We start from the raw sequence: 20,712 nt of genomic DNA, 5'->3' as shown, positions 1-20,712 counted from the left end.
ACCGCCCGAACGGCGCGGGCCCGTTCCCGACCGGGCCGGCCGGGAACGGGCCCGTGAGGCGCGCGAAGGTCAGGCGGAATGTGTGGTTTTGTAGTGTACGGGTCAATACATCCGGCGGTAAAAGGCTTTGATCCGCTCCGCGACTTTCCGCTCACACCGTCCCAATGGCGGGTGCGCAGTCATACACCGCGGCTTTCGGGGTAGAGGGGCCGCGAACGGCCGGGCCCACCGGCCGGTACGCACACCCACCGCGGAGGTCCTCCGATGTCCCCCCAGCCCCAACCGGGTCGGCCGACAGCGTTCATGACGTTCGATCACATGCTGGAGCGGGTGCGGTACGACGGCATCCACCCCACCCGGGAACGGGCCGAGGAAGCGGTGCGGGCGGTGCTCGCCGCCCTGGGCCGCCGGCTCATCGGCGAGGAACGCGTCGCGCTGGCCGCATGCCTGCCCGTCGAGGCGGCGCTGGTCTTCACCGCGCAGATCCCGGAGATCCGGACGATCACCAGCGGCGCCTTCGTCGAGGACCTGGCCGCCCGCACCGGCGGCACCACCGCCACGGCGCGCTGGGACAGCTGCACGGTGCTCGCCGTGGTCGCCGGGCTGGCCGGACGCGACCTGATCACGCGCGTCCTCCACCAGCTGCCATGCGACTACGCCCCGCTGTTCGGCCGCCACGACCTTGTGAACGCCGCCTGAGCCTGCCGCCCCGGGCGGCTAAAGGTGCCGCATCCACAGGTTGGACTCGGCGTGGACGCCGTGGTCCCGCTCGCGGTCGATCTCCACGAGGTCGAGTGCTCCGGGGACGACGTAACCACCGGTCCGGGGGAAGGCCATGTTCGCCCACGACTCCCACTCGGCCACGGTCCCGGGGATCACCATGGAGCGCGGCGCGGGCGCGAGGACCGTCGCCCCGAGCCGCTGGTGGGTGCGGATCCAGGGGTCCAGGTGCAGCCCGTCCGGGCGCGCCCAGCCGGCGAAGTCCTCCATCGCCGCCAGCGGGTACCGCGCCTTGAGGGTCGGCCGCACCGGCGCGATCACTCGCCGCAGTCCGGCCTCCACGGCGCGTTCGCGCAGCGCCGTGAGCACCCTGCCGGCCAGTCCGCCGCCGAGGCGGTCGGGGCGCACGGCGGCGACCATGACGCACAGCGTGTCCGGCACCACGGAGGTCTCATGCCCCGTCACCGCGGCGGCCATGGCCCCGTCGTAGCCGTCCGGCAGCGTGCCCACGTCCCCGTCCCAGCGCAACGCCACACCTGCCCCACCGGCCACCACCTCGCCGCCGTCCACCAGCAGCACGTCGAACCGCGGGAAGTACGCCACCGCCCGACGGCGGTACTCCGCCGAGGACGGCGCGTGCAGGATGAACTCCGGCCACCCGCCCCAGAGCGCGGCCTTCACCTGCTCACGGAGGTCGGGACGCTCACCAGCGGTGACGATCTCTGTCTCGGGCACCCGGGAATCCTAGAGGGATCACGCTGCGCCCGGACGGGGAATGCACCGGCGGCCGCCTTACGCGGGAAGGTAACTCGGCCACCACGGCGGGACGTTGTCCGTGCACCAGGGGCTCGGGTAGGAATCCGGCATGCCGAGCCACGTCACCAGGAACCACGTGAACCACACGGTGAATACCAGACCCGCGATCAGTGCCGACCGTCGGTGGCGTCGTCCCAGGACGCCCTGCAGGACGACCCATGGAATCGCCGCCGCGATCCAGACGAGGGGCGCGAGGAAGAACAGGGTCATGGCGTTCGCACCCGCGTTGACACCGACGTCGCACGCCGCCCATGCCCTGCCGATGCCGACGACGGAGACCACCGAGGTCAGCCCGCCGAAGAGGATGCCGAGCCGGATCCCCCTGGACCAGGGTCTCGGAGGCACCCATGATTCCGCTTCCGCCGTCATCCTTCCCCCCGTTGCCGCCCGGAGGCGCAGCCTACCAACCGGCCCCGCGCCGGCCCGGTCGGGCCACGAGGTGAACGGGGTCGCTCACGACTCCCGTGCGGAGGTGTACGTGCCCGTGGAGTCCTGCTCCGGCGTTCGCCGGACGCCCCCGCCGGACGCCACGATCCTCGACGCCGCCCGTGCGGTTGCGTGGCGGCGCCGGGCGAGGAGGCGGGTGGCGATCAGCGCGGCCGCGCCCGCGGCGACGAGCACGGGGATCGCGACGAGGCCCGCCCGGTGCAGCAGCCCGGTGGCGGCCGCGCCGGCGAAGTAGCCGAGCAGCACATTGCCGACACCCCAGACCAGTGACGCGGCGCTGCTGTAGAGGAAGAAGCGGCGGTAGGGCATGCCGGACGCGCCCGCGACGAACGGCAGGAAGGTACGGACGAAACCGACGAACCGCCCGGTGAACACCGCCGCTCCGCCGTGGCGGACCAGAAAGTGCTGGGCGCGTCCCATCCGGCTGTCAGGACGTATCCGGCGCAGCCACGTGCCCGGGTGCCGCTCGCAGTGCCGGCCCAATGCGAAGCCGAGGCTGTCACCGGCCATGCCGCCGGTGACCACGGCGCCGGCAAGGAGGAGGGGGTGCAGGTCTCCGCGGCCCGCGATGGCGGCCGCCAGGAGGATGACCGTCTCCCCGGGGAGCAGCAGGCCGACAAAGGCGCTGGTCTCCCCGGCGGTCACGGCGAACACGACGACGTACGTCCACCATCCGGCCGCCTCGATCAGACCGTCCAGGTGCATGGCCGTCAGCCCGCCTGCCGCAGCGGCGCCGCTTCGGGTGCGCGTCGCGCCCGCGGCCGGTACGGCAGATGGCGAGCGGTGAACCAGGCGAGCACCGGCAGGCCCGCGGCCAGGAGGGCGCCGCTTACCGGGTCGTCGGCGGTGGCCACCGCCACCGCGACCGAGGACACGGCGAGCGCCGCCGCGGCGATCCGTGCCCAGACGGCCCCGACAGTGGCGGCCACCGCGAGCGCCGTCAGCAGGTACCAGCCCGCACCCGCACCGGGCAGCGCGAAGTAGTCCGCCAGGTAGTCACGGGCGGGGGAGGCCCCGCGCACCGGCACGCGCCCCATGGTCGCGGACAGGGCGAGGCCGGCCCCGCTGGACAGCAGGAGTGCGATCGCGACGCGGACGTAGACCGCCGGATGCCGGTGGGCCAGCCAGAGCAACGCCACCGCCATCAGCGGCCAGGGGGCCACGGCGTGGACCCGGTCGAGCGCGTGCGCCGCGTCCTGCCCCAACGCCGCCCAGCCGTCTCTCGCGGATGGGGATGGGTTCACGGCGGCCTCCTGATCAGCCGGGTCCGCGTCGCCATGGCGGCGCGTCGACTTCGTCTTCCGATCAGGCAACCGGACTTGGCTCTCCACTTATTTCCGCCGTGACGCACCTAACAACGGCGCAACCCGCAAGTGCGGTCAGTCGAGGGCCATTCCCGGCCGCCCCGCCGGAAACGGGGACGCGGGTGAATTCCGCGTCGATGGCCGTGAATTCACGGCCACGGAAAGCCTGTCACGGTCGCGCCCCTTGCGCCGTCACATGGATATCGGTCCACCCTGTCAACTCCACATCGGGCACTCCATGCCGGAGCGGCAACGACCCCGCGGCCGGACAATCCGTCAGATCGCCCCGCCCGCGGTGAACAAGCGTCCGGAATCCCGAGATCACCGCGCCGCGACGCCGTCCGCGCGTCCCGGCGGCTCTCTGTGATCTTCCCCACCGCGGCCCGCCGGAATACCGGAGGCGAAGCCCCCAGTTGATGCCATGCGTTCGATCGCAACTGAACCGGAGGCATAAATGAACGGCCCGATTCCCCCGTCGGACGGCAGTGACGGAGACACGGACGACAGACGGATCGTCGTCCCGCTGTGGCGGGCCCCGCTCGCAGGACACGGCCTCCGCACAGAGTCGCACCCTGGCACCCGGAGTGACCGGCAGGGCTTCCGGGCCGCGCGGTGAGCGTCATCGCGCCCAACGCGACCGCGCCCGCCACCTGGCGGACGACACCGTCTCCCGCCGGCCCATGACGGCCCCGGGCCGCCACCGCGTCCCGCCTCGTCCCGCGGAGCGCCGTCGTCGCGGCGGCCGTCATCGGCTACTTCGGCGTACGGGGCCCGACCGACGGTTCCCAGGGCGCGGACGCCCTTGACGCGTGCGTGCCGCGCGCGGACACCAGCCCCACACTGCCGGCACGCCGCCACCGCGGTGATACGCCGGCCGTCCGGCAGACAGTCGAAGCGGTACATCGGGTACGCTCCCTTCGCGTGCGGCGGAACGCCCCTGCCCCGGCCCCCGCGGGGCTTCCATGCCGGAAATCACCTCCCAGAATATCATTGCTCAGTGCAAAAGTGAGCAACGTCAATGTATCGCCCGGAACTTCACGGCACCCGGGCGGTCCACTCCGGGGATCCGAACTTCGCGGCGGCGAGTTCCTCGGCACGCGCGAGCTCCTCGGCGGTGATGCCCCCGTCAGCAAGGCCGTACCGCGCGCGGAAGGACTCGATCATGCGGTCGATGACGGCCTCGCGAGGCAGCCCGGTCTGGCGGCGCAGCGGGTCGACGCGCTTCTGCGCGCTGCGCGTGCCCTTGTCGGACATCTTCTCCCGCCCGATGCGCAGCACTTGGAGCATCTTGTCGGCATCGATGTCGTAGGACATCGTCACGTGGTGGAGGACCGCGCCCGCCCCGCCGTCCGGGGCGACCACGCGCTTCTGCGCGGCGCCGGCGATCTTGCCGGCCTCGGTGGCGATGTCGTTCAGCGGCTGGTACCAGGCCTTGATGCCCATGTCGCCGAGGGCGTCGAGGACCCAGTCGTCGAGGTAGGCGTAGGAGTCGGCGAACGACAGCCCCGACACCAAGGAAGCGGGGACCGAGAGGGAGTACGTGATGGTGTTCCCGGGCTCCACGAACATCGCGCCGCCGCCCGAGATCCGCCGCACGACGGTCAGGCCGTGGCGCGCGGCGTTCTCCGCGTCGACCTCGTTGACGAGGGACTGGAAACTGCCGATGACGACCGCCGGGCCGCCCCACTCCCACACGCGCAGGGTCGGCGGACGGCGTCCGGCCGCGACCTCCGCGGTGAGGACCTCGTCCAGGGCCATGTGCAGGGCCGGGGACTGCGGCCCCTCGTGGATGAGCTGCCAGTCGTAGTCCGTCCAGTCCGTCGCCTGGGCGAGGGCACGCCGTACGGCGACGGCGATCCCCTCCGCGCTCAGGCCGTACATGACGGTTCCCTCGGGCAGGGCCGCCTCGATCCGGGTCGCGAGGCCGGCGGCGTCGGTGTCGGCGGGAGCGCCCTCGATCGCCCGGTCGATGGCGGTGATCGCCTCGTCCGGCTCGAGGAAGAAGTCGCCTGCGACGCGAACATTGCGGAGCACCCCGTCGTGGTCGTCGAGGTCCACGACCACGAGCTTTCCACCGGGCACCTTGTACTCACCGTGCATGCTGTCGACAACCGTCGCGGGCGCCCCTTTAGTCCCGGCGGGTACGTCCGGCACGAGCGGAGCGAGTGGAGCGCGCGCCGCCTCGCGGCGGATGTGCCTGTACTGGCGGGCCCGACGATGGAACACTGAATCCGCAACCAGTCGTTCAGGGGGATCCGACATGACTGCCGCCCGGCCGGGCCACGAGCTCGCCACCGCTTCGCCGCTCGGCGCGCAACGCGGTGGACCGACGGTGCTGCGCATCGTCCTGGGTACGCAGCTGCGGCGGCTGCGCGAGTCCCGGCACATCAGCCGGGAGGCCGCGGGCGAGGCGATCCGCGCGTCGCACGCGAAGATCAGCCGCCTGGAACTCGGCCGGGTGGGCTTCAAGGAGCGCGACGTCGCCGACCTCCTCACCCTGTACGGCGTGACCGACGCGCAGGAGCGGGCCGACCTGCTCGGGCTCGCACGCCGGGCCAACACGCCGGGCTGGTGGCACCGGTACGCCGACGTCCTGCCGGGCTGGTTCGAGACGCACATCGGCCTGGAGGAGGCCGCGCACACCATCCGCACCTACGAGGTGCAGTTCGTCCCGGGCCTGCTGCAGACCGAGGCGTACGCCCGTGCCGTCACCCGGCTCGGCCATCCCCGGGCGACCGAGCGGGAGATCAGCCGCCGCGTCGACCTGCGGATGACCCGTCAGGACCTGCTGGCCAAGCAGGACGCGCCGCAGCTGTGGGTCGTGCTCGACGAGGCCTGCCTCCACCGGCCGCTCGGCGGCGTCGAGGTGATGCGGGGTCAGCTGGAACACCTGATGGAGGTCGCCTCCCTGCCCAACGTGACGCTGCAGATCGCCCCGTTCGACATCGGCGGTCTGGCCGCCGCGGGCGGCCCCGTCACCATCCTGCGCTTCTCCGAGCCCGACCTGCCCGACATCGTCTACCTGGAGCAGTTGACGAGCGCGCTCTACCTGGACAAGCAGGACGACGTGGAGCACTACCTGACCGTCATGGACCGGCTCGCGGCCGAGTCGCAGCCGCCCCGCAACACGGGCCGCATCCTGACCCGCCTCATCGACCGGTTGGGCTGAGCACCGCCTTCGGGGGCGAACTGCACACGACCTTCCCTAGGATGACGGTTGCCCGGCGTCATCGCGGAGAAGGATGGATGTCATGACGGACGACGTGTCCTGGGTCGACCAGACCAGACCAAGTATCGCGCGCGTCTACGACTACCTGCTCGGCGGCAAGGACAACTACGCCGTCGACCGGGAGATCGGCGACGTGTTCAAGAAGGACCTGCCCGGCTCGGTGGCCATCGCCTTCGCCAACCGCGCGGCGCTGATCCGCGCGATCCGGGAGATCGCCACCACGACCGGCGTACGGCAGTTCGTCGACCTGGGAAGCGGCCTGCCCACCGCGGACAACGTCCACCAGGTCGCCCAGCGGCACGCGCCCGGGTCCACGGTGGTGTACGTGGACAGCGACCCGATCGTGCTCGCCCACGGCCGGGCGCTGCTGGAGCAGAACGACGACACCCGGGTCATCCAGGCCGACATACGCGAACCCGAGGTCATCCGCAACCACCCGGACACCCTCGAGGTGATCGACTTCGGCAAGCCCGTCGCCGTCATCCTCAGCGCCATCCTCCACCACGTCAACGACGACGAGGACCCGGCGGGCATCGTCGGCTACTGGCGCGACCAAGTTCCCTCCGGCAGCTACTTCTTCGTCAGCCACTTCCGGTCCGGGAACAATCCGGAGACCGCCGAGTCCGAGCGCATCCTCCAGCAGACCTTCGGCCGCGGCCGGTGGCGCACCGACAAGGAGATCGAGGACCTGCTGGACGGCCTGGAGATCCTGGAGCCGGGCATCGTCCCCGCGTCGCTGTGGCGCCCGGACCCGGGCGACGGTGTCTCCCGCATCGGCGACACCGAGCGCGAACTCACCGTCTGGGAGCGTCTCATCGCCTCCGGGCTGGCCCGGAAGCCGTAACCGCGGGTCGCGCCCCGCCGTCCACGCCGGGCATCGCCCCGGTGAACCTTGCTGCGGACGCGACGTGTTGGCTCGGCACCCCGTTCCGCCGGCGGCGCAGGCCGGGGTATGGCCGGACAGGGCGAGGAGAGCGGCCCGGGACCGAGCCGGGGGCCACTCCGGGGCCCCGGGGCCGCGTCGTTCATCAGACACCCCGTGGCGCGATCCGGCGACCCGGGCTGACCCACCCGGGGTGCCCGGGGCAACCGGGCGCGGCGGAAGTGCGTGTGACAGGGCGTCCGCGACACAGGGAGCCGGGACACCCGGGGGCGCGGCCGGATCAGCGGCTGTCCCCGTGCCAGTCCCAGTGGGCGGGGTCCCCCGCGCGCGGGGCGTACCGGGCGCGGCCGCCCGGGCCGAAGCGGCCGATGTCGGTACGCAGCTCGGCACCCGCCGACCGCTGCGGCTCGGTCCAGTCGGTCACGTCGAGCAGCAGCCCGTCGAGCGGGCCGCCGACCAGCTCCCGGTAGACGTGCCCCGGCTTGGGGCCCGGATCCGGGTCGTCGACGTCGGAACCGTAGACCCTGGGGCGTATCACCTCGTCCATGGTGTCCACGGTGTCACCCGGCACCGACAGTCCCCGGGGACGCGCCCTGCGCCGGCCCGGATGGGGGCCGGACCGGCGCGGGAATGAGGTGGGTGCCGGTCGCCGCTCGCCGGCGGCCGCGTGGGGACCGGACCGCTGTGCGGCGGCCCCCACGGCGCCTGGCTGGCGTACTCCCGCCACCGGCACCCGCGTTGTGTGCAACCGCCGGGCGGAGGCGGTCATTCCCGTCGCGGGCGGCGGGGCTCGCCGCATCCCCCCGTCACCCACGGCGCCCCGAGCGCGACACAGGGCGTTTGCCCGAACCACGGCATTTCCATGACACCTGGATGAAGACCCATCAGGCTCACGCCGTGCCCGCTCTCCGCACGCCCCGAGCAGTCCCGGATGTCCCACGGAGCACGCCTCGCCCCCGCCGTCCCGCACCCCGACCTCACCGCGGCGCGCGACTGCCCGGCATGCCTCGGGTGGGGCACCGGGATCAGGGCGCGGGGGCATCAGCTGTGCCCGGCGTGCCAGCGCCCGGCGCCGCCGCCCGTGCCGGGTGTCGACGCTCCGGTGCCCGCGGATGTCCGGCGGTGCCGCCCTCCGGCTGCCTGAGCGCCCCGCTCTCCGGGCCGCCCGCGCCCTGCCGGGCCTCCAGCGTCCGGGCGAGGTCGGCCAGTACGGGGTGGGCGTTGACGTCTGCGGGGCTGACGGCGCGGTCCAGCAGGACCGCCAGGCGTACCGCGGCCAGTGAGGTGCCGCCCCGGTCGAAGAAGTGGTCACCGCGGCCGACGCGGTGCTCGGCGACGCCGAGCGCGCGCGCCCAGGCGGCGGCCAGGCGCCGTTCGGCGGGCGTGTGCGGGGGCCGGTGGGCAGCGGCGTGGTCCGCACGGCCGGCGAGATCGGCCAGTGCCTCGCGATCGGTCTTCCCGTTCCCGGTCAGCGGCAGGTGGTCAAGCCAGTGGAAGGCCGCCGGGATCATGTAGGCGGGCAGGGCCGCCGCCAGGTGCTCGTGGAGCGCGGCCGCCGTCAGCGGACGGTCGCCGGTGCAGAAGGCGGCGAGCCGGGTGCCGTGGTCGGTGAGGACGACGGCGGCGTCACGGACGCCTTCGGCGCGTGTGAGGGTGTTCTCTATCTCGCCGATCTCGATGCGGAAGCCCCGGATCTTGACCTGGTCGTCGACACGGCCGAGGAACTCCAGCCGGCCCCCGGGGTGCCACCGTCCGACGTCGCCGCTGCGGTAGAGCCACGCGCCGGGATGGTGGGGGTCGGGCAGATACGCCTCGCGGGTGCGCTCGGGATCGTTCACGTAACCGCGGCCGACGCAGACCCCCGAGAACGCGATCAGGCCGGGGGCACCCAGCGGGACGGGCGCCAGGTGCTCGTCGACCACGTACACCCGGACGTTGTTGACCGGCCGGCCGACCGGGACCCAGTCGGTCTCCGGGGGACGGTCCATGACGGCGTGGTTGGTGTCGTCGCTGGTCTCGGTCAGCCCGTACGCGTTGACCAGCCGGGTCCCCGGCACGGCGGCGAACCAGCGCTCCACCAGGTCCTTCTTCAGCGCCTCCCCGGTGACCGAGACGCACCGCAGGTCCGGCAGCCGCCGCGGCCTGCTCTCCAGGGCGGACAGCACGACGTCCAGGTGGGACGGTACGAGCTGCAGCACGTCCACCGGTTCCCCGGCGACCGTGTCGAGGAAGCGGTCGGCGTCCAGGACCACGTCCTGCTCGACGATCAGGACCCGCCCGCCCGCCAGCAGCGGGGCGGTCAGCTGCCACAGTGAGATGTCGAAGCTCTGCGGGGCGGTCTGGGCGACGACCCGCCCCTCGCCGATGCCGAGGTCGTCGATCTTGGCGTAGAGGTGGTTGAGGAATCCGGCGTGCTCGCACATCGCGCCCTTCGGCTCCCCGGTGGAGCCCGAGGTGAAGTACAGGTACGCCAGCTGGTCTGCGGACACCGGGACACCCGGATCGGTCGGCGGGTGCTCCTCGGCCCCGGCCTGGTCCACGAGGACGGTCGTGGTGCCGGGCAGGTTGGGCAGGGCCTGTTCCAGGGCCGCGGTGCTGCCGTGCTCGGTGACCACGGTCGTGCAGGCCGCGCGGGTCAGGACGGCGGCGATCCGCCCGGGCGGCAGGTGCGGCTCGACGGGCAGGTACGCGCCCCCGGCCTTGAGGACGGCCAGCACCGCGGCCAGCCAGTCGAGGTTCCGCCCGGTGACCACCGCGACGACGTCCTCGGTCTGCAGCCCGCGCGCCAGCAGCGCGTGGGCCAGGCGGTTGGCGCGGGCGTTGAGCTCCCCGTACGTCCACCGCCGGCCGGCGTGGACCGCCGCCACCGCCTCGGGGTGGCGTGCCGCCCGCTCCTCGAAGAGCTCGTGGAAGCGCCGGTCGGGCAGCCTGCGCCGGGGCCCGGCCATGCCGTCGAGCTGCAGCCGCGTCTCGTCCGCCGTGAGCAGGCTCTGACGGGCGTGTTCGGCGTCGACGTCGGCGGCGATCAGGGTGAGTCCGCTCAGGTGGTACCCGGCGATCCGGGCGGCCGCCGGCTCGTCCAGCACGTCGGTGCGATAGGCCAGTTCCAGTGCCAGGCGGCCGTCGCGGGGGCACAGGCCCACCCGCAGCACCGTGCGCCCGTCCGGTGCGCCGCCGGCGTCGCCGCCCGGCTCGCGGCCCGCGCCCGCCGGGTCGCAGACGGTCTCGAACAGTGGCCCCGTCACGCCGAGTTCGCGGCTCAGGTCACCGACCGGGTAGTCCTGGAAGGCCAGCACCTGCGCCTCCACCCGATGCGCGGCCAGCACCAGCCCGCGCCACGTGGCGGCGGCCGCCGACAGCCGGCACGGGAGCACCCTCCCGTCCTCCACGGCGTAGCCGGTGATCACCTCGCGCTCCCCGGACAGGGCCGACAGCACCTTGGCGTGCGCGGCCAGCAGCACCGACCGCATCGGCACACCGAGGCGGTACGCCTGCCGTCGCACGGCCGCGACCAGGTCGTCCGGCAGCCTCACCCGGTGCACGGCCGTGCCCGGTGGGGACGGCCGGCAGGTCCAGCGCGGTATCGAGGTGAACCCGCCGGTGGTCACCATCGAGTGCCAGAACCTGCGGCCGGTGTGCGCGTACATGTCCATCGGGGTCGTCCTTCCGGTGTGATGCGGTGCGGTGGTGTCGGGTCGGTCGGCCGGGTCGGGTCGGCCGGGCCGGGTCGGGTCGGGTCGGCCGGGTCTGCGGGTACCGCCCGGTCTCGGGGGTGTGCGGGGATCAGGAACGCGCGTCCCGGGTGACGGCGGCGGGCATCTCGCGGGCCGGGTTGCCGCCCCACGCGGCGTGGGCGGGCACGTCCTCGCCCTTCATCAGGAAGGAGTCGGGCGCGAGCACCGCGTGGTCGCCGAGGGTCACCCCGTAGTGGACGAAGGCGCCGACCCCGAGGGTGCAGGCCGCATCCAGCGTGGTGCGGTCGGACTTGAAGGCCCCGTCCTCCTGGGAGTGGCACTGGATGACGCTGCCCGCGTTCAAGGTGCACTCGTCGCCGATGGCCACCAGGGACCGTTCGGGCAGGAAGCAGCCGTCGTCGAAGACCCTGCGTCCGACCCGCGCGCCCAGCAGCCGCAGCAGCTGGGGCTTGAACGGGGTCCCGTCGAGCCACTTCAGGTGGTCGACGGAGGCCAGCTTCCAGTAGCGCTCGTGCCGCCAGAAGGCGCGCTGGTAGATCGAGCAGTACAGCGGTCGCAGCGGGCGGAAGCCGGTCGCGGCACGTTCCGTGAGCGCGAACCACCCGGCGGTGAACACCGTCACCGCGGCACCCGCCAGGGCGTACGCCGGCGCGCCGAGGCGCGAGTGAAGGCCCACGGCCCAGGCGGCGATCAGCAGCACGCCGCACAGGTGCAGCCAGCGCAGCAGCAGGTAGACGGAGGCGGTGACAGCGTTGTGCCGGTTCTTGGCCGCCAGGCGGCGGCGCAGGACACGGCCACGCGTGAGGTGGTCGAAGCGGTGGTCGCGCTCCACGCTGCGGGGGATGGCGAAGGCCGGCGAGCCCAGCAGGCCGGTGTCCTCCCGTACGGGCCCGTCCAGCGGGACCATCGTCTTCGTCGCCAGGAGGCAGTTCCTCCCGGTGCGGCCGCCGGCCGGGTAGGCGATGCGGTTGCCCAGGAAGTTGTCCGGGCCGACCGCCACCTGACGCAGCCGGAACGAGGTCGCCGAGTAGTCGGCGTTGATCATCGACAGCCCGTCGGCGACCATGGTGCCGGCGCCCACCCGGCTCAGGTACGGGTTGTCGTGCTTCACCTCGGTCCCGAAGTTGGAGCCGGTCTGCCGGACGCGGCACAGGTCCCAGCCGATCGCGCGCAGGTAGTGGATGACGGCCGAGCTGTCGCCGAACAGGGTGGCGGGGAACCGGCGGTTGGTCATGCGTCCGATCGCGCGGTGCAGGCCGTGGCGCGGCCCGTACAACGGGTACACACGGTCCGGGCGCAGCAGGGGCCGGGCCAGTCGCGGCAGTACGAGCGTGGTCAGCGCGCCCAGCAGGAGGAGGGCGGCGGCCAGTACCAGGGCGGCGAGGGCCGCGTCGCGGTAGAAGCCGGCGCTGGTCAGCGCCTTCGGTCCCGGGGTCAGCAGCCCGTCCAGCCGTGGCACCGCGCGCTGCATCAGGTGGAGCCCGCCGAAGGTCAGCGGCAGTTGCACGGTGACCGCGGTCAGCACCTGGCCCGCGGCGTAGACGGCCCGGCGGACGGGCCCGCAGGCGACGGTGTCGGGTGCGGCCCGGTCGGGGCCACCGGGCTGGGCCGGGGAGCCGTGCCAGCTCTGCCCGGAGGGCACGGACTGGCCGCTGTGAAGGCTGGAGGCGTGGGCGAGCTGGGCGTCCTCACCGATCACGGTGCCGATGTCCAGTACCGCCTGCTCGCCGACCCGGGCCCTGGCGCCGACGGTGACCGGCCCAGTCTCGATCACCCCCGCGTGGGCGCGGTAGCAGGACAGGGACACGTCCTTGCGGACCACCGCGTCCTCGCCGACGACCAGCAGGTCGGCGGCCACCGGCACGTGCGTGGACAGCACCACCGCCCCCCGGCCGATCCGGGCGCCCAGCGCCCGCAGGTACAGCGTGTACAGCGGCGTCCCGGCGAACAGCACCAGCGGATTGGCCCGCACCAGCGTCCGCACGCACCAGAACCGGACATATGCCGGGCCCCACACACGGATCCGATGCCCCGCGCGGAACCGCCCCGCCAGCAGCCACTTGGCCGCCACGGGCAGCAGGCACAGTGCGGCGAACCCGGCCACGGCGGCGGCGACCGAACGTGCGTACGTCTCCAGGAGGCCGGAGCCGTCGGCGATCCACGTTCCGGCCCGCGCCGCCCCCACGGCGGCGGCACATCCGTACGCGAGGAACAGCGCGACCTGCAGCACGCCGCAGAGCACGAACCACGTGGCCCCGTAAGCCCGTTCATCCGCGGCCGGCGCGTCGGCGGCCGCCGCCCCGGGCACCGCGAGGGGAGGGGACGGGGCGGGCGCGGCGCGCTCGGCCAGCACGGCCGCCAGGGCCGCCACCGTGGGGTGGCGGTAGACGTCCTTCATGGAGACGGCCGGCAGCTCCGGGCGTTTGCGCACCCGGGCGCAGAACTGGGCCATCAGCAGTGAATCCGCGCCCAGGTCGTGGAAGAAGTCGGCGCCGGGCGGGACCCGCTCCGCGCGGACCACGTCCGCGAGGACGCCGGCCAGGGCCTCCTCCAGCGCATCGGCGGACACGGGCGCGGCCGGCTCGGTGACCGGCGCGGCTGGCCGGGCCGGTCCGGCGACAAGGACCTCGGAACACTTGCCGGGCATGGTGACGCTCCCTCGTGGTGGGTGCCCTCAGGACGCCGCACGGGGGATCCGGCGGCGCTGCCCTCCAGTAGGCACCGGAGCCGACGGCCTGTCCTGACCCGGCAATTCGGTACTTGACGCGCGGGGGAACGTCCCGATAATCCGCTCGCCCCGCTTGTGCGCCGCCCGGCGCCTACCCGCGCTCCCGGGCAGCGTCAAGTCACGAATTCCGGTGACGTGACGGAACCGCTCCCGAAGGGCGTCACTGGAAGCACGACGACCCCGAAGGGAGACACCGTGCCGGTCATATCCGCGCCCCAGGAATTCAACGAGGACGACCTGTACGTAGACCTCGAACCCGTCCTCGATCAGCGGCTGTTCCTCAAGTGCGAGGGCTTCAATTTCGCGGGGTCGATCAAGCTCAAGGCAGCCGCCGCCATGATCGGGGCCGCAGAGCGCAGCGGACGCCTGCGGGCCGGCTCGGTCCTGGTCGAGTCCTCCTCGGGCAACCTGGGCGTGGCCCTGGCCATGATCGCCGCGAACCGGGGGCACCGCTTCGTGTGCGTGACCGACACCCGCTGCAACCTGGCCACCCGGCAGATGATCGCCGCCCTCGGCGGCCGGGTGCACCTGATCACCGAACCCGCGCCCACCGGGGGCTGGCTGCGGGCCCGCATCGACCACGTCCGCGCGCTGTGCGCCGCCGACGACCGGTACGTGTGGCTGAACCAGTACACCAACCCCGACAACGGCCTGGCCCACTACCGCACGACCGCCCCGGCCATCGCCGCCCGCTTCCCCGCCCTGGACGTCCTGTTCGTCGGCGCCGGCACGACCGGCACGCTGATGGGCTGCGCCCGCTACTTCCGTCGCCACCACCCACGTATGCGCGTCGTGGCCGTCGACACCGCGGGCTCGGTGACCTTCGGCGACACGCCCGGCCGGCGCATGATCCCCGGGCTGGGCACGAGCGTCCGCCCGCCGCTGCTCGACACCTCGTGCGTCGACGAGGTCGTCCACGTCCCGGAGACGGACACCGTCCGCACCTGCCACCGCCTGGCCCGGCGCGGCTTCCTCTTCGGCGGCTCCACCGGGACCGTCGTCAGCGCCGCCACCGGCTGGCTCGCCGAGCGCGGCCACGACGGTCTCACGGCGGTCGCCATCGCTCCTGACCTGGGCGAACGCTACCTCGACACCGTCTACCACGCCCCCTGGGTCAGGGACCTCTACGGCGACGACGCCCTCACCGACGCCGAGGTCCCCGCGCCGCGTCCCGTCCGCGCCGGCCACGGCACGGACGGGACATGATCGCGTACGACCGGGAGGGACCGGCCCGAGGCTGCGTGGCGCGGCGCCCGGTTCCACGACGACCGGGCAATCTGCGGGTCAACGGCCGGCCCGCCCGCTGAACCGGCCGCGACGGGTTGCTGGTTGCGTGGGTTCACGGACCCGCGGGTCCGCCTGCCGGCCATAAGATCCACTTCAGTCGGATAAGCAGGCAGGCGGCAGCGGAGGACCGGGTACACGCACATGGCAGAACACATCGCCACTCCCCCGGGCCGTGCCGCGATCGCCATGCGGTGCCGCCACGTGGTCGACTCCGAGTGGTTCGGCGTCGCCGTCTTCGCCCTCGTCCTGGCCAACGCGGCCGTCCTCGGGGTCGAGACCTACGACGGGATCGCCGTGCACTGGCACGGACCCCTGAAGCTCGTGGAGCACTGGTTCCTGGCGGTCTTCACCGCCGAGGTCGTCTTACGGGCCTGCGCCCACGCCGACCGCCCCCGGGACTTCTTCCGCGATCCATGGAACGTCTTCGACCTGGCCGTGGTGACGCTGGCGTGCCTGCCCTTCGCGCGCGAGAACGCCACGGTGCTGCGGCTGCTGCGGCTGGCCCGGGTCGTGCGCGCCGCCCGCTTCCTGCCGCAGTTGCGCATCATCATCGTGGCCGTCGGCAAGAGCCTGCCCGGCACCGTCAGCTTCCTGCTCGTCGGCACCATGCTGCTGTATGTCTACGCGATGACCGGCTGGGTCTTCTTCGCCGACGACGACCCCGAACACTACGGCTCCGTCGGCCGGGCCGCCCTGTCGCTCTTCCTGCTGATCACCCTGGACGGCATCGGTGACGCCGTCCGCGGCGGCCTGCAGATCTCCCGCTGGAGCCTGCTCTACTACGCCTCCTATGTGCTGTTCGGCTCGTTCGTGCTGGTCAACCTGCTCATCGGCGTGGTCATCAGCTCGCTGGAGGAGGCCAGGCAGCTCGAGCGTGAGCGCGAATCTCCGCACCGTCCGGACGAGGGCGCGGCGCCCGACCACCTGCGCGAACGAATCGCCGCCGCCCGGCGGGCCCTGGACGAACTGGAGGCCGGGCTCGAACTCGCCAGAACACGGGATACGAGCCCCGAAGAGATCCCCGCCGCGACCGCCACAGCCCCTGCCGCCGGATCACCGGCCCCGCCCTGACGCCCCGCGCCACCCGCTCAACGGGACAATCGGGGCCGCGGAGACGCGCGGGTGAGGTCAGAGCGTCAGGACCCGGCCGAACAGCCCCACGGCGATCAGGACCGTGACGGCGAAGATCGCCACGAGGGCCACGATCTCCCAGGCCTTCGGGAATTCCGGGGGCTCGGCGTGCGAGATCCCCGCGGTGGTGCTCTCCTCGCCGGCCGGCGTCGGGGTGGGCTCCGTCCGTTCCCGGTGCGGACGCAGGGCCGACGCGGGGTGCCCCGCGGTGCCGCTCGTGGCGCCGAACGCCGGGCCGATCGTGGGGCCGATCACCGGCTGGGGACGGATCAGTGTGTCGGACATGCTCACCCCTCCGGACGTTCCTGTGGCGGACGCGGAAATCGCTCCGCACGCCCTCGCCGTGGTCTCACCTGCCCGCGGCCCGGTAATTCATCTTATATCCGCCCGAAGGGAACCACGATCAGGAACAACCACCTCCCGGAGGCACGGGCGACCACCTCGACACGCAGGGTCGCCACGCCACCCGCCCCCACACGGAACGGGATGACCCCGTCGGCGTGGGAGAGGATGGGACGAGGGCTCACGAGTGCAACCCCGAGGGAGATGGCGGAAGATGACCGACGCACTGGTGCTCGGCGGCGGGGGCGTCGCGGGGATCGCCTGGATCACCGGACTGCTGGCGGGACTCGCGGAGGCGGGACAGGACGTGTCGGGGGCCGATGTGCTGGTCGGGACGTCGGCGGGGGCGACGGTCGCGGCGCAACTGGGCAGCGGGCTGTCGCTGGACGAGCTCTACGCCCGGCAGACCGAGCCGGCACTGCAGTCGGCCGAGATCATGGCCGAGGTGGACCTGGCGAACTTCGGCGCGAGCATCGCAGAGGTGCTGGAGGGCGCCGCCTCCGTCCCGGACATGCGGCGTGCGGTGGGCAGGTTCGCCCTCGGCGCCGAGACCGTGCCGGAGGAGGAACGGCGCCGGGTGATCGAGTCCCGTCTCCCCTCCCACGACTGGTCCGCGTCCCGGACGGTACGGATCGTCGCCGTGGACGCGGAGACGGGGCAGCCGGAGGTCTTCGACGGCTCCTCCGGTGTGGACCTCGTGGACGCGGTCGCGGCGAGTTGCGCCGTACCGGGCGTCTGGCCGCCCGTGACGATCGACGGGCGCCGTTTCGTCGACGGCGGTGTGCGGTCCGCCGCGAACGCCGACTACGCCGTGGGCGCGTCGCGCGTGCTGGCGATCGTGCCGATGGGGGCCACGGAGCTGTTCCCCAGTGAGCGGCCCCTGGAGCAGGCCGTGCGGGAGTTGCGAGCCGCGGGCGCCGAGGTCGCGGTGGTCGGCCCGGACGAGGCGTCACTGGCGGCGATCGGCACGAACCCGCTCGACCCCGCCACGCGCCGCCCCGCCGCCGAGGCCGGGCGGGCACAGGGGCGCGAGCTGGAGATCGAGTGGAGCCGGGGGTGAACTGGGACGAGGTGCGCGTACGCACGGCGGCCCTCCACGATCGCGCGGCGTGGGACGGCGGCACCCGCGGCCCGCTCCCTCCGCCCCTTTCCGAAGCGGAAGTCCGCGACGCCGAGCGGCAGTTCGGGATCATCTTTCCCGAGGACTACCGCCATTACCTGCGCACGGTCAGTGCCGGCGGACGCGTCAGAACCCTCCGTCGCGCCGGGACACGGTGGGTCTGGGAGGGCGACACGCATGCGGACCGGGCCGGTCTGCGTGCGCCGTTCCCCGACCAGGACGCCGCCCTGGCGGAGTGCGAGAGGCTGTGGTCGCGCGAGCCCCGCGAGGACGACTTCCCGTCAGCCGAGGCCCACCGGACCGCCCACCGGGCGTGGGAGGAGGCCGCCGACGCCGCCGACGAAGCCCGCACGGCGGGTGCGGTCATCCTCCTGGAGCACGGCTGTGGCTTCGCCACGCTCCTCGTGGTCAGCGGTCCGCAGCGCGGCACGATGTGGTTCGACGGCCGTGCCACCAGTGACCGCGTCCACCCGCTCCCGAACGACGCCGGCCGGCCCGCGACCTTCGCCGAGTGGTACGTGGACTGGCTGGAGCACGAGGAACAGCCGCGGCCCGCGGAAGCGGAGGAGGAGGACCGGCCCATCTGGTACCGCTGGTTCAGCCCCCTGTGACGCTCTCGCCCGCACCCCGGCCAGCCGGAGCACCGCGTCGGGCCCCGGTGTGCGCCGGGGGCGGCGCCGGCGGGCAGGACGTACGAGCGCAGTCCCGCGCCGGCCGCGCCGCCGTCCTTGGCGGGGTGGTCACCCACCATCAGCGTCTCGGCCGGGTCGACGCCCGGTTCACGGCACGCGTGCCCGAACAGGACGGGGTCGGGCTTCTCGGTGTCGTACGCATAGGAGTGCACCCACGCGGAGAAAGCGGTGGTCGAGCCTACTGCGAGAGGTAGACCCCGCATTCGGCCAGGGTTTCCAGCGTCGGTTTCCCCCGCGCCGCCCGGTCCGGGTGGAAGTTCAGCGTCACCCCGGCGCCGGATCCACCGGAGGTCCCGACGACAGCCCCGCCACATGGCGCAGGGCCCGCTCCCACGGGACAGGGGCGGAGGCGTCGGTCGTCATCCACGGAGTATCCCGCGGACGGCCGGGGGTTGGCACATCGGGTTCACCGGTCACCGGCATGATGTGGCCATGCAGAGATCAACCTTGCGAGCAGTCGCAGCCGTCCTCGCCGTGACGGCTTTGGCAAGCGCCTGCGCATCTGGCGACAGCGACCGGGCGCGCGATCTGGCCCGCGAGGCGTGCGCGAACTACGAGATGTTCGTCCCGGCCGGCGCCGACACTCCGGAGGAACGGGAGACGGCCCACAGGAGGGTCGTACCCGGTCTCGAGGACAGCGCACGCCAGGCGGCCCAGGCCGCCCGCCTCGACTCGCAGTGGCGAGAACTCGCCCAAGGCCTGGCCCGGTTGGCGGAGCAGACCTCGGCGAGCCTCGAACTCGCCGACCTGCGGGCCGGTGCCGCGTCCACGTCCGGCGGCACGGCCGACGCGGACGAACTGCAGGCCCGCGTCCTCAGCCTCGGCGCCGAGGTCGACGCCCACGACCCCCGTGAGCAGTGCCGGAAGGCCCAAGCCTCCTGAGACGGCCCGGCGTACGCAGCGTGGCGCGGGGCGGCGGGGCGGCGGGGGGGCGGGGGGCGGGGGTCAGAGGTCGAACCCGCCCGCCGCCGCCCGCGACGCGGCGGGCGGTGCGGGCCGACGGGCGGGCGCGGCGAGTTCGGCCTCCGCGGCGGCGTCGCCCTGGGCGCTGTGCCGGACGGGGTCCCAGCGCGGCGCGCGTACCGACCAGCCCGGACCCGTCGATGCCATGGACAGCCTCCTCGCCGCTCTTCGCGTCAGACTACGGTCGCGCCCGGTGCGGGGCGCCTCCGCGCCCTTGCCGCCGCACGCGGTCAGGAGCACCAGCAACAGTGCGGCGGGCACTGGGTACTTCATGGTTCCCCTGCTCCGGGACGCCCCCACGACGTCCGGCGCCGCCATCCTCCCGCGCGAGTACCGGGAGCGCACCGGATCGGTACGTGGCGGTGACACCCCCGGGACGACACGTCCGTCGAGGCCTGTCCCCGCTATTGGCTGACGCTTCATCATCGGGACATCCCACGAGGCTCGACACGTCAGCGCGGTTCGGCCAGGCTGATCCGGGCATGTCAATCAGGCTGCCCATCAGGCCGTGCACTCCCCCACCGCGGTCGACCAGGAGGAAGCAAGTGAAGAGAAGCTCGCGTATCGCCAGGGTCCCGGCTGTCGTCGGCAGCGCGGTCGCGCTGGTGATCGCCCTTCCCGGGACGGCGTTCGCCGCCCCGCCCACCGCCCTGCCGGCCAACGCGGACGGCCTGGAGCAGACGTTCCAGCCGGCGTTCGACTACGACACGGACGGCTGCTACCCCACTCCCGCCATCGGGCCCGACGGCGGCATCAACCCGGGCCTGAACCCCACCGGCGCCCTCAACGGCAACTGCCGCGACCAGTCGGACCTGGACAACACCAACGGCTACGCCCGCTACAAGTGCAACAACGGCTGGTGCGCCATCATCTACGGCCTCTACTTCGAGAAGGACCAGGCCATACCCGGCATCAGCCTCGGCGGCCACCGCCACGACTGGGAGCACGTCGTGGTCTGGGTCAAGGACAACCAGGCCCAGTACGTGTCCACCTCGGCGCACGGGGACTTCAACGTCTACGGCCGCGACCAGATCCACTGGGACGGGACGCACCCCAAGGTCGTCTACCACAAGGACGGCGCGAGCACGCACTGCTTCCGTCCCGCCAACTCCAACGACGAGCCGCCGGAGAACCACTACCACGGCTGGCAGTTCCCCGATCTGATCGGCTGGAACGGCTACCCCGCGGGCCTGCGCGACAAGCTGAGCCAGGCCGACTTCGGCAGCGCGGTCTTCGGCCTGAAGGACGGCAACCTCAACTCCCACCTGGCGAAGGCCAAGCCGACGGGCATCCCGTTCGACCCGAACGCCTGACGGGTGCGGGGGGGGGGGGGGGGGGGGGGAGCACCCCCCCGC

The 20,712-nt window shown here is 73.1% G+C and carries 19 protein-coding genes and 1 pseudogene; 9 read left to right on the top strand and 11 right to left on the bottom strand.

Annotated features, from left to right (window positions below):
- Nucleotides 1–303: 303 nt before the first annotated feature.
- Entirely contained in the window at nucleotides 304–699 is a 396-nt protein-coding gene (locus AC3EUJ_RS35650; protein WP_431968919.1) for a DUF2267 domain-containing protein, read from the top strand.
- 18 nt (nucleotides 700–717) lie between these two features.
- Here AC3EUJ_RS35650 and AC3EUJ_RS35645 read toward each other — a convergent pair whose 3' ends face one another.
- The 5 genes from AC3EUJ_RS35645 to lplAB form a co-directional block, all read right to left on the bottom strand.
- On the bottom strand, nucleotides 718–1,455 hold the full coding sequence (locus AC3EUJ_RS35645) for a hypothetical protein (protein WP_431968917.1): 738 nt from the start codon (nucleotides 1,453–1,455) through the stop codon (nucleotides 718–720).
- Nucleotides 1,456–1,512: 57 nt separating this feature from the next.
- Nucleotides 1,513–1,881 (bottom strand): hypothetical protein, encoded by a 369-nt coding sequence (locus AC3EUJ_RS35640; protein ID WP_431968915.1) that lies wholly within the window; start codon nucleotides 1,879–1,881, stop codon nucleotides 1,513–1,515.
- Between the two features lie 108 nt (nucleotides 1,882–1,989).
- Complete coding sequence (locus tag AC3EUJ_RS35635) at nucleotides 1,990–2,688, bottom strand: DedA family protein (protein ID WP_431968913.1); 699 nt, start codon at nucleotides 2,686–2,688, stop codon at nucleotides 1,990–1,992.
- Between the two features lie 5 nt (nucleotides 2,689–2,693).
- Entirely contained in the window at nucleotides 2,694–3,227 is a 534-nt protein-coding gene (locus tag AC3EUJ_RS35630; protein WP_431968911.1) for a hypothetical protein, read from the bottom strand.
- Nucleotides 3,228–4,322: 1,095 nt separating this feature from the next.
- A complete protein-coding gene (lplAB, locus tag AC3EUJ_RS35625; RefSeq protein ID WP_431968909.1) occupies nucleotides 4,323–5,387 on the bottom strand; it encodes a lipoate-protein ligase LplAB in 1,065 nt (354 codons plus the stop codon).
- Between the two features lie 160 nt (nucleotides 5,388–5,547).
- Between lplAB and AC3EUJ_RS35620 the strand changes: the two genes are divergently transcribed.
- On the top strand, nucleotides 5,548–6,456 hold the full coding sequence (locus AC3EUJ_RS35620) for a helix-turn-helix domain-containing protein (protein WP_431968907.1): 909 nt from the start codon (nucleotides 5,548–5,550) through the stop codon (nucleotides 6,454–6,456).
- Between the two features lie 73 nt (nucleotides 6,457–6,529).
- Nucleotides 6,530–7,360 carry an SAM-dependent methyltransferase gene (locus AC3EUJ_RS35615; protein WP_431968905.1) on the top strand — a complete coding sequence of 277 codons (831 nt, stop codon included), beginning with the start codon at nucleotides 6,530–6,532 and terminating at the stop codon, nucleotides 7,358–7,360.
- 319 nt (nucleotides 7,361–7,679) lie between these two features.
- Here the strand turns inward: AC3EUJ_RS35615 and AC3EUJ_RS35610 are convergent, their stop codons facing one another.
- From AC3EUJ_RS35610 to AC3EUJ_RS35600, 3 genes are all read right to left on the bottom strand, one after another.
- Complete coding sequence (locus AC3EUJ_RS35610) at nucleotides 7,680–7,946, bottom strand: hypothetical protein (RefSeq protein WP_431968903.1); 267 nt, start codon at nucleotides 7,944–7,946, stop codon at nucleotides 7,680–7,682.
- A gap of 478 nt (nucleotides 7,947–8,424) precedes the next feature.
- Nucleotides 8,425–11,052: a non-ribosomal peptide synthetase gene (locus tag AC3EUJ_RS35605; protein WP_431968901.1), complete on the bottom strand. Its 2,628-nt coding sequence runs from the start codon at nucleotides 11,050–11,052 to the stop codon at nucleotides 8,425–8,427.
- Between the two features lie 130 nt (nucleotides 11,053–11,182).
- Nucleotides 11,183–13,741: a Pls/PosA family non-ribosomal peptide synthetase gene (locus tag AC3EUJ_RS35600; RefSeq protein ID WP_431968899.1), complete on the bottom strand. Its 2,559-nt coding sequence runs from the start codon at nucleotides 13,739–13,741 to the stop codon at nucleotides 11,183–11,185.
- A gap of 276 nt (nucleotides 13,742–14,017) precedes the next feature.
- Between AC3EUJ_RS35600 and sbnA the strand changes: the two genes are divergently transcribed.
- A complete protein-coding gene (sbnA, locus tag AC3EUJ_RS35595; protein WP_431968897.1) occupies nucleotides 14,018–15,028 on the top strand; it encodes a 2,3-diaminopropionate biosynthesis protein SbnA in 1,011 nt (336 codons plus the stop codon).
- A gap of 222 nt (nucleotides 15,029–15,250) precedes the next feature.
- Nucleotides 15,251–16,180 carry an ion transporter gene (locus tag AC3EUJ_RS35590; protein WP_431968895.1) on the top strand — a complete coding sequence of 310 codons (930 nt, stop codon included), beginning with the start codon at nucleotides 15,251–15,253 and terminating at the stop codon, nucleotides 16,178–16,180.
- Between the two features lie 57 nt (nucleotides 16,181–16,237).
- Here the strand turns inward: AC3EUJ_RS35590 and AC3EUJ_RS35585 are convergent, their stop codons facing one another.
- On the bottom strand, nucleotides 16,238–16,525 hold the full coding sequence (locus AC3EUJ_RS35585) for a DUF6480 family protein (protein WP_431968893.1): 288 nt from the start codon (nucleotides 16,523–16,525) through the stop codon (nucleotides 16,238–16,240).
- Nucleotides 16,526–16,796: 271 nt separating this feature from the next.
- Here AC3EUJ_RS35585 and AC3EUJ_RS35580 point away from each other — a divergent pair, with 271 nt between their 5' ends.
- Nucleotides 16,797–17,642 (top strand): patatin-like phospholipase family protein, encoded by an 846-nt coding sequence (locus AC3EUJ_RS35580; protein ID WP_431968891.1) that lies wholly within the window; start codon nucleotides 16,797–16,799, stop codon nucleotides 17,640–17,642.
- A complete protein-coding gene (locus AC3EUJ_RS35575) occupies nucleotides 17,639–18,313 on the top strand; it encodes an SMI1/KNR4 family protein (RefSeq protein ID WP_431968921.1) in 675 nt (224 codons plus the stop codon). The genes AC3EUJ_RS35580 and AC3EUJ_RS35575 overlap by 4 nt, the downstream gene beginning before the upstream one ends.
- A 125-nt stretch (nucleotides 18,314–18,438) precedes the next feature.
- On the opposite strand, the pseudogene AC3EUJ_RS35570 reads toward AC3EUJ_RS35575, so the two are convergent.
- Nucleotides 18,439–18,597: pseudogene (locus AC3EUJ_RS35570) on the bottom strand (hydrolase); the annotation flags it as partial.
- A gap of 229 nt (nucleotides 18,598–18,826) precedes the next feature.
- On the opposite strand from AC3EUJ_RS35570, the gene AC3EUJ_RS35565 reads away from it, so the two are divergent.
- Nucleotides 18,827–19,276 (top strand): hypothetical protein, encoded by a 450-nt coding sequence (locus AC3EUJ_RS35565; protein WP_431968889.1) that lies wholly within the window; start codon nucleotides 18,827–18,829, stop codon nucleotides 19,274–19,276.
- A gap of 63 nt (nucleotides 19,277–19,339) precedes the next feature.
- On the opposite strand, the gene AC3EUJ_RS35560 is transcribed toward AC3EUJ_RS35565, so the two are convergent.
- Nucleotides 19,340–19,504, bottom strand: coding sequence for a hypothetical protein (locus AC3EUJ_RS35560; protein ID WP_431968887.1), 165 nt, complete (start codon nucleotides 19,502–19,504; stop codon nucleotides 19,340–19,342).
- Nucleotides 19,505–19,902: 398 nt separating this feature from the next.
- On the opposite strand from AC3EUJ_RS35560, the gene AC3EUJ_RS35555 reads away from it, so the two are divergent.
- On the top strand, nucleotides 19,903–20,670 hold the full coding sequence (locus AC3EUJ_RS35555) for an NPP1 family protein (RefSeq protein ID WP_431968885.1): 768 nt from the start codon (nucleotides 19,903–19,905) through the stop codon (nucleotides 20,668–20,670).
- The last annotated feature ends 42 nt before the right edge of the window (nucleotides 20,671–20,712 follow it).

This window comes from Actinacidiphila sp. bgisy160, assembly GCF_057707815.1.
This window is presented reverse-complemented; position numbering and strand designations above follow the sequence as displayed.